The 15813-nt window shown below is 62.4% G+C and carries 20 protein-coding genes; 16 read left to right on the forward strand and 4 right to left on the reverse strand.

Going from position 1 to position 15813, the window contains the following annotated elements; translation table 11 throughout:
- Window positions 1-21: 21 nt before the first annotated feature.
- The gene (locus AC3EMP_RS14815) at window positions 22-309 is read left to right on the forward strand and encodes a type II toxin-antitoxin system RelE/ParE family toxin (RefSeq protein WP_023672746.1); all 288 of its coding nucleotides are present in this window, start codon (window positions 22-24) and stop codon (window positions 307-309) included.
- Between the two features lies 1 nt (window position 310).
- Window positions 311-604 (forward strand): addiction module antidote protein, encoded by a 294-nt coding sequence (locus AC3EMP_RS14820; protein WP_023672747.1) that lies wholly within the window; start codon window positions 311-313, stop codon window positions 602-604.
- Window positions 605-662: 58 nt separating this feature from the next.
- On the opposite strand, the gene AC3EMP_RS14825 is transcribed toward AC3EMP_RS14820, so the two are convergent.
- Complete coding sequence (locus AC3EMP_RS14825) at window positions 663-1820, reverse strand: ATP-grasp domain-containing protein (protein ID WP_352709982.1); 1158 nt, start codon at window positions 1818-1820, stop codon at window positions 663-665.
- 182 nt (window positions 1821-2002) lie between these two features.
- Between AC3EMP_RS14825 and AC3EMP_RS14830 the strand changes: the two genes are divergently transcribed.
- From AC3EMP_RS14830 to AC3EMP_RS14845, 4 genes are all read left to right on the forward strand, one after another.
- Window positions 2003-2617 (forward strand): hypothetical protein, encoded by a 615-nt coding sequence (locus AC3EMP_RS14830; protein WP_023805656.1) that lies wholly within the window; start codon window positions 2003-2005, stop codon window positions 2615-2617.
- Between the two features lie 7 nt (window positions 2618-2624).
- The gene (locus tag AC3EMP_RS14835) at window positions 2625-3473 is read left to right on the forward strand and encodes a 23S rRNA (adenine(2030)-N(6))-methyltransferase RlmJ (RefSeq protein ID WP_352709984.1); all 849 of its coding nucleotides are present in this window, start codon (window positions 2625-2627) and stop codon (window positions 3471-3473) included.
- A gap of 239 nt (window positions 3474-3712) precedes the next feature.
- A complete protein-coding gene (locus tag AC3EMP_RS14840) occupies window positions 3713-4633 on the forward strand; it encodes a MarR family transcriptional regulator (protein ID WP_352907540.1) in 921 nt (306 codons plus the stop codon).
- 201 nt (window positions 4634-4834) lie between these two features.
- Window positions 4835-5281, forward strand: coding sequence for a hypothetical protein (locus tag AC3EMP_RS14845; protein WP_023673457.1), 447 nt, complete (start codon window positions 4835-4837; stop codon window positions 5279-5281).
- Between the two features lie 97 nt (window positions 5282-5378).
- Here AC3EMP_RS14845 and AC3EMP_RS14850 read toward each other — a convergent pair whose 3' ends face one another.
- Entirely contained in the window at window positions 5379-6002 is a 624-nt protein-coding gene (locus AC3EMP_RS14850) for a TetR family transcriptional regulator (RefSeq protein ID WP_031202005.1), read from the reverse strand.
- A 62-nt stretch (window positions 6003-6064) separates the two neighbouring features.
- On the opposite strand from AC3EMP_RS14850, the gene AC3EMP_RS14855 reads away from it, so the two are divergent.
- The 3 genes from AC3EMP_RS14855 (at window position 6065) to AC3EMP_RS14865 (ending at window position 8498) form a co-directional block, all read left to right on the forward strand.
- Complete coding sequence (locus AC3EMP_RS14855; RefSeq protein WP_352709986.1) at window positions 6065-6592, forward strand: DinB family protein; 528 nt, start codon at window positions 6065-6067, stop codon at window positions 6590-6592.
- A gap of 579 nt (window positions 6593-7171) precedes the next feature.
- Window positions 7172-7561 carry a hypothetical protein gene (locus tag AC3EMP_RS14860; RefSeq protein WP_023673454.1) on the forward strand — a complete coding sequence of 130 codons (390 nt, stop codon included), beginning with the start codon at window positions 7172-7174 and terminating at the stop codon, window positions 7559-7561.
- Window positions 7562-7901: 340 nt separating this feature from the next.
- Window positions 7902-8498: a glutathione S-transferase family protein gene (locus tag AC3EMP_RS14865; protein WP_023689091.1), complete on the forward strand. Its 597-nt coding sequence runs from the start codon at window positions 7902-7904 to the stop codon at window positions 8496-8498.
- Window positions 8499-8561: 63 nt separating this feature from the next.
- Here the strand turns inward: AC3EMP_RS14865 and AC3EMP_RS14870 are convergent, their stop codons facing one another.
- Complete coding sequence (locus tag AC3EMP_RS14870; protein WP_023673452.1) at window positions 8562-9212, reverse strand: outer membrane protein; 651 nt, start codon at window positions 9210-9212, stop codon at window positions 8562-8564.
- A gap of 411 nt (window positions 9213-9623) precedes the next feature.
- Here AC3EMP_RS14870 and AC3EMP_RS14875 point away from each other — a divergent pair, with 411 nt between their 5' ends.
- The 6 genes from AC3EMP_RS14875 (at window position 9624) to AC3EMP_RS14900 (ending at window position 14801) form a co-directional block, all read left to right on the forward strand.
- Window positions 9624-10388 (forward strand): SDR family oxidoreductase, encoded by a 765-nt coding sequence (locus tag AC3EMP_RS14875; RefSeq protein WP_023727332.1) that lies wholly within the window; start codon window positions 9624-9626, stop codon window positions 10386-10388.
- Window positions 10385-12460: an excinuclease ABC subunit UvrC gene (gene uvrC / locus AC3EMP_RS14880; RefSeq protein ID WP_027048824.1), complete on the forward strand. Its 2076-nt coding sequence runs from the start codon at window positions 10385-10387 to the stop codon at window positions 12458-12460. Before AC3EMP_RS14875 ends, uvrC begins: the two co-directional genes overlap by 4 nt.
- Before the next feature lie 170 nt (window positions 12461-12630).
- A complete protein-coding gene (gene pgsA / locus AC3EMP_RS14885; protein WP_023673449.1) occupies window positions 12631-13227 on the forward strand; it encodes a CDP-diacylglycerol--glycerol-3-phosphate 3-phosphatidyltransferase in 597 nt (198 codons plus the stop codon).
- 1 nt (window position 13228) lies between these two features.
- Window positions 13229-13486, forward strand: a complete 258-nt coding sequence (gene moaD / locus AC3EMP_RS14890; protein WP_023673448.1) for a molybdopterin converting factor subunit 1 — start codon at window positions 13229-13231, stop codon at window positions 13484-13486.
- 4 nt (window positions 13487-13490) lie between these two features.
- Entirely contained in the window at window positions 13491-13964 is a 474-nt protein-coding gene (locus AC3EMP_RS14895; protein WP_352709990.1) for a molybdenum cofactor biosynthesis protein MoaE, read from the forward strand.
- Between the two features lie 69 nt (window positions 13965-14033).
- Window positions 14034-14801, forward strand: coding sequence for a YbaY family lipoprotein (locus tag AC3EMP_RS14900; RefSeq protein ID WP_023727330.1), 768 nt, complete (start codon window positions 14034-14036; stop codon window positions 14799-14801).
- Between the two features lie 3 nt (window positions 14802-14804).
- On the opposite strand, the gene AC3EMP_RS14905 is transcribed toward AC3EMP_RS14900, so the two are convergent.
- The gene (locus AC3EMP_RS14905) at window positions 14805-15281 is read right to left on the reverse strand and encodes a cupin domain-containing protein (RefSeq protein WP_023701902.1); all 477 of its coding nucleotides are present in this window, start codon (window positions 15279-15281) and stop codon (window positions 14805-14807) included.
- 64 nt (window positions 15282-15345) lie between these two features.
- Between AC3EMP_RS14905 and AC3EMP_RS14910 the strand changes: the two genes are divergently transcribed.
- Entirely contained in the window at window positions 15346-15801 is a 456-nt protein-coding gene (locus tag AC3EMP_RS14910) for a MarR family winged helix-turn-helix transcriptional regulator (protein ID WP_023673444.1), read from the forward strand.
- Window positions 15802-15813 lie beyond the last annotated feature (12 nt).

Here is a 15813-nt window from a genome sequence, read left to right on the forward strand (position 1 = left end):
GCTGTAAATTATAGTTCACGGATGATCGAAGTTCGATCCACTGACGAATTCCGAAAATGGCTCAGAGGGCTCACGGACATTCGCGCCGTAAAGAAGATCACCCAACGGATTGTCCGCGTTCAGGCTGGGCTGTTGGGAGATGCCAAGTTCTTCGATGGCATAGGAGAATTGCGCGTAGATTACGGTCCGGGATACCGCGTGTACTTCGTCCGGCGCGGCAACACGGTCATTATCCTGCTCTGCGGCGGTGACAAAGGCTCGCAGGACAGGGACATCGGAAAAGCCAGGAAAATGGCAAAGGAAGTTTGATATGACCCTCAGAACCACACCATTCGACGCCGCCGAATATCTTGATGATGCTGAGTCTCAAGCCGAACTGCTCGCTGATGCGTTCGAGACCGGGGACGCGACTTATATTGCGCACGCCCTCGGCATTGTCGCGCGCGCCCGCGGCATGACAAGCATAGCGAAGGACGCCGGCGTGACCCGAGAGGCACTCTACAAGGCGCTGAGCGAAAAGGGCGATCCGCGCCTCAGTACATTGCTGGGCGTAACCAAGGCGCTTGGCCTGCAATTGTCCGCAAAGCCAGTTAATCCCGTTTAGGCAACCTTAGCAGGACTTACGCACTCAGCTGAAAACGGGAAGTTCCGCTTCAACTCGACTAGTCCTGCTCCGGCCCATTCCACTCGATATCGCGCGTCGACGCAGCCTGAAGGCTGATACGCTGGCGCAGTGCTGTGCCGGCGATCTCGGCCAGCGTGCGCCACTGCGCCCGCTTCGGCGCGGGGTCGCCCGGCCAGTCGAGCAGCTCATCGGCATCGTGCATCGCCTGGCGAAAGCTGCCGAGACCACCGGAGCGCAGTGCCGCCGGCATCCCGTAGATCCACATCGCAAGCCTCACCGTCTGCGGCGCCGTCACGTCGGGCTTCACCTCGGCGCCATCCTCCAGGACCGCGTCGGCGAAGCGCCGCGGATCGCGAAAGAAGTGCAGGCCGCTCACGGCGCGCGGATTGCACTCCAGTGGCAGCACCGTGCCGTTATTCTCGCGCATCAGGTCGAAGGAGATCTGGCCGGTCCAGCCGGCGCCGGCGACGAAGGTTTCGACGAAGCGCCGGGCAGCCGCATCCCCGACTGGCTCGAAACAGATGCCGGCGCCCATGCCGGCGCGATAGAGCGAACTGTAGAGCGCCAGCGCTTTGAGTTCACCCTCGACCGCCACCGCATAGGCGCTGATCTCTTCACCTGCGATGTAGCGCTGCGCCACCCAAGGAGCGGCGGGCGAGGGGCGGACGGCGTCGAGTTCGTCCGGCGATGGCCGCAGCAGTACGTCACGGGCAAAACGTGACCACACAGGTTTGAACACCAATTCGCGCGATTGGCCACGAACGCCGTCGAGATCGGCCTCGCTTTGCAGCAGTATCGTTTCCGGCACGTCGAGCCCAAGGCTCTGCGCCAGCCGGATGAAGGCATGCTTGTCGTGAACGCGGGCGAGCATCGCCATCTCGGGTGCGAAGAGGCGGGCCGGCATGGCGCGGTGCTGCCAGAGACGACCGAGATAAAAGACTTCCTCGCAGGTCGGGATAACGAGTTCGATGCCTTCCGCGCGGACAAGCGCTTCCACCGCCTTGGCATAGGCGTCGGCGGCAAAGCGCGGCGGCGGCAGGCGATTGTAGGCGGCGCAGGCCGTGCTCGCTGCGGCGATCGGCCGGGCCGGGCTGTCGGCCAGGATCACCCGGCAACCGGCGCCATGCAGCAGCCGCGCCAGGTGCAGCGCCACCGGCGCGCGGGCACCGGTGATCAGCACGGTGTTATTGGGCATGAGCCACCGGCATCGGTTGGAAAAGACGAGTCAATGCTTCTGCGGAAGGCTTCATTCGCCATAAGTGCCACATGGCTTGCGTGCCGCCAACGGACTCCACAAAGGTGGCTCCGCTGCGTCAGCCATCGCTTTTTGGCCTTCAGGGCGTTATTGGCAATCTGTCGAACACCCGGATCTCCTCAATGCGCTTTCTGTTTGTCCTGATACTGCTTGCCGGCGCCGCCATTGGCTTCGTCTATCCCTGGGCCATGAGCAATTTCTCCGGCCACGAGATCGGCGCCTGGCGCGTCTACGACCAGGGACGGTTTAGGCCTGTGACGGTGACGCTGAAAGCTGGCGACGCGCCGGTCAGAGTGCTGGTCGACCTGACGGCAAAGGCCGAGCGCATTGTCTCGCAGCAGCGCACCGTGCTGACGCTGACTGCCGCCACAGCCGGCCGCACGGTGCTTGCCTCGACGCTGCAATTCAACCACGCCGACAATCCGCGCCAGGTCAGCCCACAACTGCCCGACAAGATCTTTCGCGACGAGGCCGGCGTGATCGAAACCGTCAGTCCCGGCGCCTATCTCTTCACCGCCGGCCTGGGCGACGCCGACGATATCCCGATACGCGCAGTGGATCTGATACTGCGCTCCGGCGCCGGTGAGATCGATCAACGCGCACGGCCGGTTGGCTATGGGCTGATGGCCGTCGGCCTGATCGGCTTCCTGCTTACTCTGGCTTTCGGCGGTCGCCGGCCGGAGAACCCGAACTCGAAGCCGCCACCGCCGCGTTGGGGCAGAGGCTCCTCGACATGAGCGCGGCATGAACTACCGTCACGCCTATCACGCCGGCAATTTCGCCGACGTCGTCAAGCATGTCGTGCTCAGCCTTCTGCTCGACTATCTGAAGCAGAAGGACAAGGCGTTCCGTGTCGTCGACACTCATGCCGGCATTGGCCGCTACGATCTTTCGTCGGCGGAAGCGCAAAAGACCGGCGAATGGCAAGGCGGCATCGGCCGCCTCATCCACGCCCCGATCGAAAAATCGGCGGCTGCGCTGCTTGCCCCCTATCTTGAAGCGGTGCGTTCGCTCAATCCCGATGGCGGGGTGAAGAAATATCCGGGCTCGCCATTGATCGCCAGGCACCTCATGCGAAAGCAGGACCGGTTGTCGGCGATCGAACTGCACGGCGCAGATGCCGCCAGGCTGAAGACGCTGTTTGCCGGCGATTTCCAGACAAGGGTGATCGAACTCGACGGCTGGCTGGCGCTTGGCGCGCATCTGCCGCCGAAGGAAAAGCGCGGCCTGGTTTTGATCGATCCGCCGTTCGAGGAAGCCGGCGAATTCGACCGCCTGGTCGATGGCATGCAGAAAGCGCACAGGCGCTGGCCGGGTGGCATCTACGCGCTGTGGTATCCGATCAAGGACCGCAAAGCGATCATCGCCTTCCGCAAGGCGCTCAAGCAATCCGGCGTTCCAAAACTGCTCGACATCGAGTTCGAGATCCGGCCGGCATCGCGTGAACCAAGCCTCGACGGCAGCGGCATGGTGGTGGTCAACCCGCCCTTCACGCTGGAGCGCGAACTGCGCATCGTGCTGCCGGTCCTGCACAGATTGCTGGCGGTCGAAAAGCCGGCGCACTGGTCGCTGGAATGGCTGGCCGGGGGGTAGCGACGCTTCGCAGCGGGCGACGCCCGCGGCAAAGACACAAAGTCGCTAGAAGTTTTGACGGTGGCGCCATCCGCGAATGCTCAGTTGTGTTGAACGAACCGAAACCATGGAGATGCACATCTAATCGGCTTGGCGTTGACGCTAATCCCAGAATCAGATAGATAGATATCTAATTATTAGATTTCGAATCGAAGCCAAGATCGACAAAAAAGGAACTGGTCAACGCGATAGGCTTCGCGATGTCGCGCTGGCAGGATGCCGTTGAAACGTTCGATGGGACCGTTGCCGAAATCTATGTGCTGAGCGCTGCCGAGCGCCGCTGTCTCGGCGCGATCAGTCACGGCCCGCGGCCGGCAAACGTCGTAGCGAGGGAGACAAATCTCACGCCGGCGGCGGCTACGACGTTGATTGACCGGCTGGAAAAGCGCGGCTTCGTCAGCCGCCAGCCGGATCCCGGTGACAGGCGCAAGGTTATGGCAGCGGCGGGCAATAAGACCGAGGAACTCGTCCGGCGCTGCTACCATCCGATCTTCGAGGCAGGTGCCGCATTGCTGGAGAAATACACGGTGGCCGAGATGCAGTTTTGCTCGGCTTCATCGAAGAGGTCGAAGCGATGCAGAAGGTGTAGACCGAGAGGCTGCGCGGCAAAGCAAAACCGGTGCCTTGAGAGAAGGCATCGAAGGATGGTCCGGCGCAACGCCGGTCCGGTTTCAACTGTGTACTGTCAAGGAGACCCTATGCCCCGTATGATCTTCGTCAACCTGCCCGTCGCCGACCTCGCTGCGTCGATGGCCTTCTACAAAGCTCTCGGTTTCGACAACAACCCGCACTTCACCGACGACACCGCAGCCTGCATGGTGCTGAGCGAAACGATCAACGTCATGCTGCTCACCCACGCCAAATGGCGTCAGTTCACCGATCGCCCCATCCCGCCGGCCACCTCGAGCGAGGTCATGCTTGCCGTGTCCTGCGACAGCCGCGCGGCGGTCGATGCGATGAACGAGGCGGCGGCGAAAAATGGCGGCGCCGCCGACATCAACGCCCAACAGGATTATGGCTTCATGTACAATCGCAGCCTGGCCGATCCTGACGGCCACGTCTGGGAAGCGATGTGGATGGACCCGGCCGCCATACCGCAGGGCGACGCCAAGCAAGGCTGAACCGGGTTTCGGCGCCCGCCGGCCATGGGCAGGCCGCTTTTCCTAATGGGCAAGGCGAGCTTTTTCGAAGGTCAGGACGTGGTTTCGCAGCTTCGCACCGGCAAAACCGGTTGCGGAGCGGGAAACCATCGTCAGGGCGACCGCTTGACCGCGCGCCGCCGAATCCGCAAAGTGGGCGCAGTCGACCTTTGAGAGGCTGCCATGACTCGCTTTGCCAAATCCGCTCTTGCTGCCCTGATTTCGCTTTGCACGCCGCTGGCCGCACCCCTCGGCCAGCCAGCGCAGGCCGCCGATCTTTCCGTCTATTCCGACGAGGACAGCGGCGTTTGCGGCGAGGCCTGGGTGCTAAGCAAAATCTCCAGCCGCTTCTCCTACCAGGTGCATCACGTGCCGCATCTGCCGGATGTTTCGATCACCGATTTCCAACGCATCCACCAGCATCGCTATCTCCCGGCCAGCGAAGAATGGCCGATCGGCCGCCGCTATTGCGGCGCCACCGTCAGCCTTTCCGATGGCCGCGCCCGCACCATCTGGTACTTGATCGAGGAAGGCCAGGGTTTTGCCTCGATCGGCGACAATGTCGAATTCTGCGTCTCGGGCTTCGACCGCTGGATGGTCTACAACGGCCGCTGCCGCGTCCTGCGCTAAGGTCGGATAAGAACCGCCGTTGAACCTGCTATCTCCCCGCAAGGGGGAGATCTGATGTCGCTCCGGTTTCGCCAATCTCCGAACTGCTGCCGCTGCCTCACATCGCCTTCCCACCAGATACGTAAGCGCAGATCAGCTCGACCAACTGCTTCTGCAGTTCCGGCAAGTCGAGCATGTCTCGCCGCGCGGCATTGTGGATGACGCCCTCGACCGCTGAGGACAGCACCCGGGCCACGGTCTCATTGTCCTTTCTGCGCCTGCGATATTGCGCCACCGCCGCCGTGTAGTGATCCAGATAGCGCGACTGGAACGAGGCATGGGCGGCGCGTGAGCCGCGATCGCCCGGCGCCTCGTCGAGCAGCACCTGATGCAGCGTCGGATGGATGCTGTGCGCATCGATCATGCCGCGCACCAGCTCCTGCGCGAATCGCTTGAGCGGCTTGTCGCCTTCTGCTGATTCGGCGATCACCGACAGCACCTGATCGAAATGTCGCCGGCGAATTGCTTCGACCAGCGACAGCTTGTCGGGAAAATATTGATAGAGCGAGCCGATGCTGACGCCGGCCGCATCGGCCACCTTGTTGGTGGTGAAGCCGGCCCAGCCGAGCGCGCTCAGAACATGAGCACCGGCTTCGATGAGCGCCTCGACCGTCGCTCTCGAACGCGCCTGGCGCGGCTGCTTGCGCATGCGTGAGCGCGGCTTTGCAATGCGAGTAGACATGTCTGCTCCAGCAGCCAAGAATATAGATAACATACTCACATTTTTTGCAAAGGATATAGACCATGGACGCGCTGGATTTGCTCCGCAACCTCTTCGTTTATCAAGCCTGGGCGAATGGTGAATTGCTGGAGAAGCTTGCGGGCCTCGACCAGCAGGAGCATATCGATCAGCGCCACACGGCGACCGGTCTCATCAACCACAACCTTGTCGTATCGAAGATATTCGCCGCGCATCTTTCCGGCACGCGTCATGGCTATGCGTCCGACAACACCGAGGACACACCGGCACTCGATGAATTGAGCGCTGATGTCGCTGCGATGGATCGTTGGTATCTCGACTATATCGAAGCCGTCTCGCCAAAGCTCATGTCAGAGCCTGTGCCTTTCACCTTCACCGACGGCGACAGGGCGATGATGTCACGCCAGGAAATGCTGACACATGTCGTCACGCATGGCGGCTATCACCGCGGCGAGATCGGGCGGATCCTGATGCAGATCGGAATTGCGCCGCCGTGGGATACGTTTGCCGTCCACCTCCACCACGCCGAGCCTTCGCGCCGGCTGCAGGTGCGCGAGAGGGTTGGCGCTTAGGGGCCGGCACCCCTTGGCTTCCAAGGGATCGCGGCTTCCTGGGAGGAGGATTCCCCGATCTTCGTTTCCCATTTCCGTTAGGCATCTCTTGCGCCGAAGCTGGCGATCTCCCTTCTCGTCTGGGAAACTCCGACACAACAGGCTGTCCCTTCAAGTGCTGTCTTTCCTGGCTTCCATCCAACCACTTTCGATATACGAGTAAAAAGCTCGCGTTTAGTTTAGTGCTGTTCCTGCAACCGTGGGGATGAAGCAAGATCAGCCTCTGCTGTGCGATGATTGTTGCCATCCGATAGGCCGCCGATGACCGCGTGAGATCGACGGCGTTGCAAGACAATGTGAGCTTGACGAGAAGATCGTGTGAGTCGCGATATCAGAGATTTCTCTCGCAATAGTTCGCTGCGAAGCGGGAAGATTCTTTGCCGATTTCTGTGCCGATCATTGCGATCTTGCTCTCAGCGTAACCGAAACTTAATCTGCAAAATTCTATGTAATGCTTCGCTGGCTAGATACGCACGAGTCAGATATGCATTAGCTCGCCGGGTCACTCACGGCCATCGGCACAAACGCAAGGGGCATCGCATGGCAAAGACCACGACGAAGGCGCCGGCGGCGAAAGCGCCGGCAAAGAAAGCGGCACCGAAAGCTGCCGCGAAACCTGCAGCAGTAAAGAAGGCAGCACCGAAGGCAGCGGCAAAGCCGGCTGCCAAGGCAGCGGCAAAGCCGGCAGCTAAGGCAGTAGCAAAACCCGCCGCCAAGGCAGCAGCGAAACCCGCCGCCAAGAAGCCGGCCGCCAAGGCTGTGGCGAAGCCTGCTGCGAAGGCAGCAGCCAAGCCCGCCGCCAAGAAGCCGGCAGCCAAGGCAGCGGCAAAACCCGCCGCCAAGGCTCCGATGAAGGCCGCCGCCGCCAAGTCGACGGCCGCTGTGAAGAAGGCTGCACCGGCCAAAAAGCCAGCCGCCAAGAAGAAGTAACAGCGGTCCATCTCAAAGCTCCCGGGAACTTTGCCGACTGGCAGATTCCCGGGAGCTTTTTTGTTGTGATTTAGGTCTTGTTTTGATGCATGTCGTTCTCTCGAAATTGACGCCACTTCTGTGAGACATGCATGGCGATTTCATTGTCGGCGGATTGGCCGCCTGGTTTTGCCCTTCTGGCAGTTGCTCCCTCAGGGAAGATCGGCCAACACTAAGGCGGTCGCATTCGATGGGGTTCAGGCGACACGCTCTAGACCTTTGTTTTACGTGCGTCGTTCTCAAGACCGGAATCGCATTTTTGAGCGACATGCACTGGCCGTCCGAAAACAGGGAACCGATCATGCCGAAGCTGCTCTACGCGTCCTCATCCCCCTACAGTTCCAAGGTGCGCATGGCAGCACTCCATGCCGGCATTGCCGTCGAGCTCGTGCCGGTCAAGACCGAGGACAAGCCTGCTGAACTGATGTCAGCCAATCCTCTCGGCAAGATTCCGGTGCTGGTGCTCGACGACGGCCGCTCGATCCATGACAGCCGCGCGATCACTCAGCATCTCAACCGCGCTTCGAAGAGCCTGTTGTTGCCGCGCAATGCCGACAAGCGCCTCGAGGCCGAAGTGCTGGAGGCGCTGGCCGACGGCATATGCGACTGCGCGCTGTCGATGGTCTATGAGCGGCGCACGCGTCCGGAGGAGATGGTCTATCAACCCTGGCTCGATCGCCAGTGGACCAAGATCACCGCCGCACTCGATTTCCTCAACGCCAATCCGCCGAAGCTGCCGAAGAAGATCACGCTTGGCCAGCTGGCGTTGCGTGCCTGCCTCGGCTACCTCTCTCTGCGCTTCGCCGGCAAATGGGAAAAGGGCCGCGGCCGCCTGACCCGCTGGGCAGCGCGTTTCGATGAGAAGTTTCCAGGGCTGAAGGTGGCTGTGCCGGCCTGACGGGCGAAACAAAAAAAGCCGGGCGCGAGGCCCGGCTTTCTTGTGTCGTGGCTTGAACGACAGTTAGAACTTCATACCGACGCCGAAGGTGACGCGGTTGTCGCTCTCTTTGACCTTGGTGCCGACACTGTCGAAGCTCTTGGAACCGAAGTCGGTGTAGCGGTACTCGACACGGCCGAACACATTGTCGGTGATCTTGATGTCGGTGCCGACGCCGGCCGTCCAGCCGAGCATGGTGTTGCTGTCGCTGTCGCCGGGGACCGAGACCTTCTGGTTCTTCAGGGCGCCGCCGCCGGTGCCGTAGAGCAGGATTTCCGGGGTCACGGCGTAACCCAGACGGGCGCGCAGAGAGCCTTCGAAGCCGCCCTTGGAATTGACGCCGCCGCTGTCACCCTTGACGCCATTGTAGCCGAGATCGGCTTCAGCACCGTACACGAAGTTTTCCTGCTGCCACTGGTAGCCGCCGAAAACGCCGCCGACAAAGCCCTTGGTCTTGATGTCGGGGCCGCCGTCCTGGACTTTGGCATGACCGCTGAAGCCGTAGCCGGCGCTGAGACCGGCATACGGGCCGGCCCAGGAAGCGACGGGGAGCTCGGCGATCGGGGCCGGCGCCGGTGGTTCTTCCGAGACGACATCGGCAGCAAAAGCGGTACCGCTGAGGGCGAAGAGCCCGAGCGCAACCGCGAGCGGCGCGAATTTGAGATTGGTTTGCATTGTTGTTTACTCCTTAAGCCACAAGACACGTAGGCTTGTTTGTCCTGAGCGCCATCAACCCGTCCGGGGGGTGAAACGGATCTGGCACTCAACGGTTCCGAATGTCGTGTCAAAATGCGGCGGCAGCGAACCTGAAAATGGGTCATTCCCCGGCACGAATGAGGCCGAAGCTTGACGTTGCATCTTCGCAACAGCGAAATGTCAGTACGCAGGCGATGCTGCACTGCACTCGGCTTGGTGCAACGGGTTCAGCGTCCTATATTGCGGTCCTGCCGACCCGAATCCGGGGCGGTGCCGGCGGCGAAAAAGCCGTTTCGCCACATTCCTGCCCCAGGTGGAAACGGCATTTAACCCCTGGACGCGTCACAATGTGCCGCCAGCCGAATTGAGGCGCAGATTGAGGATTGACAGATGATCGAAGCCGCCGGAACGGCGCTGGTGACGGGCGGGGGGAAGCGGATCGGCAAGGCGATCGTCGAGGATCTGGCCGCGCACGGTTTTGCCGTCGCCATCCACGCCAACCGCTCGACCGCCGAGGCCGACGCGCTGGCTGCGAACATCAGGGACGGAGGCGGCCGCGCCGGCGCGGTAGCCGCCGATCTGACCGACATGGATGCGGTTGGCGATCTCGTCGGCCGCGCCGCGGCAGCGCTCGGCCCGGTCACGCTTCTTGTCAACAATGCGTCGCTGTTCGTCGACGATAGCGTCGAGGACTTCGACTGGGCGGCATGGGACCTTCACTTCGCCATCCATGTGAAGACGCCGGCGCTGTTGGCGCAAAACTTCGCCCGCGCCTTGCCGCCAGGGCAGGAGGGGCTGATCGTCAACATCATCGACCAGCGCGTCTGGCGGCCGACGCCGCGCTATTTCTCCTATGCGCTGTCGAAGTCGGCCTTGTGGACGCAGACCGAAATGCTGGCACAGGCGCTCGGTCCGCGCATCCGCGTCAACGCCATCGGTCCCGGTCCGACGCTGAAGAATACGCGCCAGGAAGATCATGATTTCCAGAAGCAGGTCGATGGCCTGATTCTGGAGCGCGGCCCGCAATTGGCCGAATTCGGCGCCACCATCCGCTATCTCTGGGATGCGCGCTCGGTGACCGGCCAGATGATCGCGCTTGACGGCGGCCAGCATCTTGCATGGCAGACGCCGGATGTGACAGGCATGGTGGAATGAGTCCCGCAGACCAGAAACACAAGACGCGCGCCGGCGCCGCCGACGATATGCCGCCCGAGATCAACCTTCAGGATGAAGCGGTCGAGGAGATCGTCGAGCCCGAGGCCACCGGGCCCGATGTCGCCTTCACAGCGATAGACTGGGCGCCGCATGCCGGCGACGCCGACGGCATGGTCGGCGCCGAGGTCATCCAGACATTGGTCAAGCGGCTGCCCAATGCGCCCGGCGTCTACCGCATGATGAACGCTGCCGGCGACGTGCTTTATGTCGGCAAGGCGCGCAGCCTGAAGAAGCGGGTGACCAACTACGCGCAAGGCCGGTTCCACACCGCCCGCATCGGCCGCATGGTGCGCGAGACATCGACGATGGAGTTCGTCGTCACCCGCACCGAAATCGAAGCGCTGCTGCTCGAGGCCAATCTCATCAAGCGTTTGCGGCCGCGTTTCAATGTGCTGATGCGGGACGACAAGTCGTTCCCTTACATCCTGTTGACCGGCGATCACGTCTCGCCCGGCATCTACAAGCATCGCGGTGCGCGCTCGCGCAAGGGCGACTATTTCGGACCTTTTGCGTCGGCCGGCGCGGTCGGGCGCACCATCAATTCGCTGCAGCGCGCCTTCCTGCTCAGGAGCTGCACCAACTCCTTTTACGAAAACCGCACCCGGCCGTGCCTGCTCTACCAGATCAAGCGCTGTGCCGGTCCATGTACCGGGGAGATCTCGCATAGCGACTATGCCGAGCTGGTCAGCGAGGCGAAGGATTTTCTGTCGGGCCGCAGCCAGAAGGTGAAGACCGAAATCTCTGCCGCCATGCAGCAGGCCTCGCAGGAGCTCGATTTCGAACGCGCCGCCATTTATCGCGACCGGTTGGCTGCACTGTCCCATGTGCAGAGCCATCAGGGCATCAACCCGGCCACGGTCGACGAGGCCGATGTCTTTGCCATCCATCAGGAGGGCGGCCAGGTCTGTATCCAGGTGTTTTTCTTCCGCACCGGCCAGAACTGGGGCAACCGCGCCTATTTCCCCAAGGCCGATCCGGCACTGGAGGGGGCGGAAGTGCTGGGCTCGTTCCTGGCGCAGTTCTATGACGACAAGCCGACGCCACGGAACATCCTTCTGTCGCGAGGCGTCCAGGATCAGGAACTGTTGGCCGAAGCGCTGTCCACCCGCGCCGGCCGTAAAGTGTCGATCTCGGTGCCGCAGCGCGGCGAGAAGAAGGATTTGACCGACAACGCGCTGCAGAATGCCCGCGAGGCGCTCGGCCGCCGCCTGGCCGAAACCTCCACGCAAGGCCGGCTGCTCGCCGGCTTTGCCGAGACCTTCGGCCTGCCGAAGCCGCCGGTGCGCATCGAGGTCTACGACAATTCGCACATTATGGGCACCAACGCCGTTGGCGCCATGGTCGTTGCGGGGCCGGAAGGGTTTGTGAAGAACCAGTACCGCAAATTCAACATCCGCTCGACCGAGATCACGCCCGGTGACGATTTCGGCATGATGCGCGAGGTGATGGAACGGCGCTTTTCGCGGCTGCTGAAGGAACATGGCGATGTCGTTCCCGACGACGCGGCAGCCGGTGGAGCAGGCGACGACATCGAGGAAGACATCTCCGGCAGCTTCCCGGCCTGGCCGGACGTCATCCTGATCGATGGCGGCCAGGGCCAGATGAGCGCGGTGCGCAAGATCCTCGCCGACCTCGGCATCGAGGATCGCGTGGCGGCCATCGGCATCGCCAAGGGCCAGGACCGCGATGCCGGCCGCGAGCGTTTTTTCGTCAGAGGCAGGGACTCGTTTTCGCTCCCCGTGAGGGATCCCGTGCTCTATTTCGTCCAGCGGCTGCGCGACGAGGTGCATCGCTTCGCCATCGGTTCGCACCGCGCGCGGCGGAAGAAGGAATTGGTCAAGAGCCCGCTCGACGAGATCGCCGGCATCGGTCCCGGCCGCAAGCGCGCGCTGCTGCTGGCCTTCGGCACTGCCAAGGCGGTCAGCCGCGCGGCAGTCGAGGATCTGGTCAAGGTCGACGGTATTTCAGAGCAGGTCGCCAAGCTCGTCTACAATCATTTCCATGAGAGCTGAGCGCCGGTGACGCCGCTGTCCCGATCAAATGGCAGCAGCCGTTCTTTTCTCGCAGGCCACTCGAATCCCGGCAATCGCGCGCTATTTTCGTCTGGCCAATCGAATCTCGCCTGTTGACCCCCTACATCCGGTTCTGATTTGAGTACGCAGGCAGAAAGAGTCCCTGAGATATGGCCAAGCGCGCGTTCAACCTGCCTAACATGCTTACCTATGCCCGCATCGTCGCGGTGCCACTGGTGGTGCTGTGCTTTTTTCTCGAGGGGCATCTGAAATCGAGCGACTTCGCCCGCTGGTCGGCGTTGATCATCTTCCTGCTGGCTTCGATCACCGACTATCTCGACGGCTATCTGGCGCGCGCCTGGCAGCAGACGTCCAACATCGGCAAGATGCTGGATCCGATCGCCGATAAACTGCTGGTCGCCACCTGCCTGCTGCTGCTCGCCGCCGACACCGACCGTCATGCCGGCATCGCAGGCTGGTCGTTGTGGGCGGCAATCATCATCCTGTGCCGCGAAATCCTGGTTTCGGGGCTGCGCGAATATTTGGCGGCATTGAAAGTCTCGGTGCCGGTGACGCAGCTCGCCAAATGGAAGACCGCCATCCAGATGGTCGCCATCGCCTTCCTGCTGGCTGGGCCTGCCGGCGACAAGATCTTCCCGCTGACCACGCAGACCGGACTGGTGCTGCTGTGGATCGCAGCCCTCGTCACGCTCTACACCGGCTACGACTATTTCCGCGCCGGCCTCAAGCACATCATGGACGAGTGAGATGATCACCCGGCTCATTTATTTCGCCTGGGTGCGCGAACGGATCGGCAAGCCGGAAGAGGATGTCGAACTGCCCGCCGGTATCGAGACGGTGGCCGACCTCCTGCGCTGGCTGAAATCGCGTGGCGAGGAATATGAGCACGCGCTGCAATATCCTGATGTGATCCGCGTCGCCATCAACCAGGAACATGTCGAGCATCGCGAGAAGATAGCCGGCGCGCGCGAGATCGCGCTGTTTCCGCCGATGACCGGGGGCTGACACCATGTCCGGCGCGCCGACGGTGCGCATCCAGCGCGACGATTTCGACGTTGCCGCCGAGATCGCGAAACTGACCGGGGGTCGCGCCGACATCGGCGCCGTAGTGTCCTTCTCAGGACTTTGCCGCGACGAGCAGGGCCAGCTGTCGGCGCTGGAACTCGAGCACTATCCAGGCATGGCCGAGGCCGAAATCACCCGCATCGCCCGCGAGGCACTTCAGCGCTGGCCGTTGCAAGGCCTGATTGTCATCCACCGCCACGGCAAGATCGCACCGGGCGAAAACATCGTGCTGGTGGTGGCGGCGTCGTCACACCGGCAGGCGGCGTTCGAGGCGGCGAATTTCCTGATGGATTTCCTGAAATCGCGTGCACCCTTCTGGAAGAAGGAGCACCGCGTGGACGGCACCGATGGCGGCTGGGTCGAGGCCAAGGACGCCGACGACCAGGCTGTGGCGCGCTGGAAGGCGCGGCCCGAATAAATCTCGGCGCAGCCATGTATTGACCGCATTCCCTTGGCCAAATCGCATCGGCAAAAAGGGAGCAAGGGCATGCTGGACAGGATCGCCGAATTCTTCGTCTTCGGTTTTGTGCCGCTGGTTATCGGCGTTCTGGCCGTTCCCGAGCCTTCCGTCGCCGCCGAGAAAACCCTGAAGGGCGAGGTGATGTATCGCGAGCGCATCGCGCTGCCGCCCAACGCCGTGCTGTCGGTTCAACTTGCCGATGTATCGCTGGCCGATGCGCCGGCCGCCATTGTCGGCGAGCGCAAGGTAGCGCCGGCCGGCCAGGTGCCGATCAAGTTCGAGATCAGCTTCGATCCAACGGTGATCCGGCCCAACATGACCTATGCGCTGCAGGCGCGCATCATCGCCGACGACAAGCTGCTGTTCGTCACGGACTCGCGCTATCAGGTCGATCCGCTCAGCGAGGCGCCGCAGGCCATTGTGCTGAAAATGGTGGCGCCGAGCGACAAGCCGACCTCGGCCTCGCTGTTCGGCCAGAGCTGGCTAGTCGAATATATCGACGGTATCGGCGTGATTTCGGAGCCGCAGGCGACGTTCCGGGTCAGCGAAGCCGGCAAGGCGGGCGGCAGCGGCCCGTGCAACGCCTATTTCGCCACCGCCAAGGTCGATGGCGAGACCATCGTCATCAGCGACATCGGCTCGACCTACAAGGCCTGCGCGCCGGAGATCATGGCCGAGGAAAAGGCGCTGTTCGAGGCGCTCGCCAAGGCGGCGTCATACCGTGTCGATGGCGGCAAGCTGATCATCGCCGACAAGGACGGCCACGATATCTTGCGCTTCAACGCAGCGAGCTAAGAATCAAGACTGCGGCGGCGGGGGCGCCGGCGTCAGGCCGAACCGGCGCATCAGGTCCATCAGCCTGGTGCGGTCTGGCGGGCCGCCAGTGCTGAAGATGGCGAAGGCCTCGCGAAAATATTCCGGGCCGATCGCCGCCGGTGTCACCACGCACAGCACCTTGGCGGTCGCGGCGGTGTCGTTGTCGAAGCGATGGACCGCGCCGCGCGGAATGCACAGCGCCTGCCTAGGCCCGATATCGTGCCGGTGTCCGTCGACGGTCAGCGTCAGCACGCCTTCGATCCCGTACATCGTCTCTTCATAGTGATCGTGGCTGTGCGCCGGGGCGGGCAGGCGCTGCGAGCCGGCGACCGTCAGTTCGAAGGCGGCGATGCTGCCGTTCGACTGGTCGCCGGTAAGCAGGAAGCGCACGGCAAGGCCGCCATGGCTGATTGTCTCGTCGGCCGGATTGACGCTGATCTGGCTAGCTCTGTCTAGCATTTCATCCTCCCACGTGGTAAATTGAATTTACCGAAATGAGTAAACTCGATTTACCAGAGTGTCAATGCCATTATCCGCGGAAGCACCGCCAAAGAAGCCACCGCTGATCGGTGCACTGCTGCGCGTTCCGGCCATGGCCATTCACCGCAAGCTGATCAGGGATCTCAGGGCGTCGGGTTTCGAGGACCTCAGCCCGCCGCATATGGCGGTGATCCAATATCCCGGCCCGGATGGCCTTCGGCCGAGCGCGCTCGCCGAGCGCGCCGCGATGAGCAAGCAGGCCATGAATCAACTGCTGAAGACGCTGGAAGCGATGGGTTATATCACTCGCTCGGCGGCACCCGATGAGAGCGGCGGGACCGTCGTCCACTTCACCGACCGCGGGCGCGCCGCATACCAGAAGATGGCCGACATCCTGCTCGACGTCGAGCGGGAATGGGCCGAGGAACTGGGCGAGAAGCGTTTCACGGAGCTGAAAACGCTGCTCGGCGACCTCTGGGACACGCCGCTCATCCGTTGAAAGCGGCATGAA

The organism is Mesorhizobium sp. P160219, from assembly GCF_057786095.1.

What these genes read in the sequence shown, in the direction of transcription:
- AC3EMP_RS14815 (WP_023672746.1), top strand. Translation starts at nt 22, where the DNA reads ATGATCGAAGTTCGATCCACTGACGAATTCCGAAAATGGCTCAGAGGG.
- AC3EMP_RS14820 (WP_023672747.1), top strand. Translation starts at nt 311, where the DNA reads ATGACCCTCAGAACCACACCATTCGACGCCGCCGAATATCTTGATGAT.
- AC3EMP_RS14825 (WP_352709982.1), bottom strand. Translation starts at nt 1,820, where the DNA reads ATGCCCAATAACACCGTGCTGATCACCGGTGCCCGCGCGCCGGTGGCG.
- AC3EMP_RS14830 (WP_023805656.1), top strand. Translation starts at nt 2,003, where the DNA reads ATGCGCTTTCTGTTTGTCCTGATACTGCTTGCCGGCGCCGCCATTGGC.
- AC3EMP_RS14835 (WP_352709984.1), top strand. Translation starts at nt 2,625, where the DNA reads ATGAACTACCGTCACGCCTATCACGCCGGCAATTTCGCCGACGTCGTC.
- AC3EMP_RS14840 (WP_352907540.1), top strand. Translation starts at nt 3,713, where the DNA reads ATGTCGCGCTGGCAGGATGCCGTTGAAACGTTCGATGGGACCGTTGCC.
- AC3EMP_RS14845 (WP_023673457.1), top strand. Translation starts at nt 4,835, where the DNA reads ATGACTCGCTTTGCCAAATCCGCTCTTGCTGCCCTGATTTCGCTTTGC.
- AC3EMP_RS14850 (WP_031202005.1), bottom strand. Translation starts at nt 6,002, where the DNA reads ATGTCTACTCGCATTGCAAAGCCGCGCTCACGCATGCGCAAGCAGCCG.
- AC3EMP_RS14855 (WP_352709986.1), top strand. Translation starts at nt 6,065, where the DNA reads ATGGACGCGCTGGATTTGCTCCGCAACCTCTTCGTTTATCAAGCCTGG.
- AC3EMP_RS14860 (WP_023673454.1), top strand. Translation starts at nt 7,172, where the DNA reads ATGGCAAAGACCACGACGAAGGCGCCGGCGGCGAAAGCGCCGGCAAAG.
- AC3EMP_RS14865 (WP_023689091.1), top strand. Translation starts at nt 7,902, where the DNA reads ATGCCGAAGCTGCTCTACGCGTCCTCATCCCCCTACAGTTCCAAGGTG.
- AC3EMP_RS14870 (WP_023673452.1), bottom strand. Translation starts at nt 9,212, where the DNA reads ATGCAAACCAATCTCAAATTCGCGCCGCTCGCGGTTGCGCTCGGGCTC.
- AC3EMP_RS14875 (WP_023727332.1), top strand. Translation starts at nt 9,624, where the DNA reads ATGATCGAAGCCGCCGGAACGGCGCTGGTGACGGGCGGGGGGAAGCGG.
- uvrC (WP_027048824.1), top strand. Translation starts at nt 10,385, where the DNA reads ATGAGTCCCGCAGACCAGAAACACAAGACGCGCGCCGGCGCCGCCGAC.
- pgsA (WP_023673449.1), top strand. Translation starts at nt 12,631, where the DNA reads ATGGCCAAGCGCGCGTTCAACCTGCCTAACATGCTTACCTATGCCCGC.
- moaD (WP_023673448.1), top strand. Translation starts at nt 13,229, where the DNA reads ATGATCACCCGGCTCATTTATTTCGCCTGGGTGCGCGAACGGATCGGC.
- AC3EMP_RS14895 (WP_352709990.1), top strand. Translation starts at nt 13,491, where the DNA reads ATGTCCGGCGCGCCGACGGTGCGCATCCAGCGCGACGATTTCGACGTT.
- AC3EMP_RS14900 (WP_023727330.1), top strand. Translation starts at nt 14,034, where the DNA reads ATGCTGGACAGGATCGCCGAATTCTTCGTCTTCGGTTTTGTGCCGCTG.
- AC3EMP_RS14905 (WP_023701902.1), bottom strand. Translation starts at nt 15,281, where the DNA reads ATGCTAGACAGAGCTAGCCAGATCAGCGTCAATCCGGCCGACGAGACA.
- AC3EMP_RS14910 (WP_023673444.1), top strand. Translation starts at nt 15,346, where the DNA reads ATGCCATTATCCGCGGAAGCACCGCCAAAGAAGCCACCGCTGATCGGT.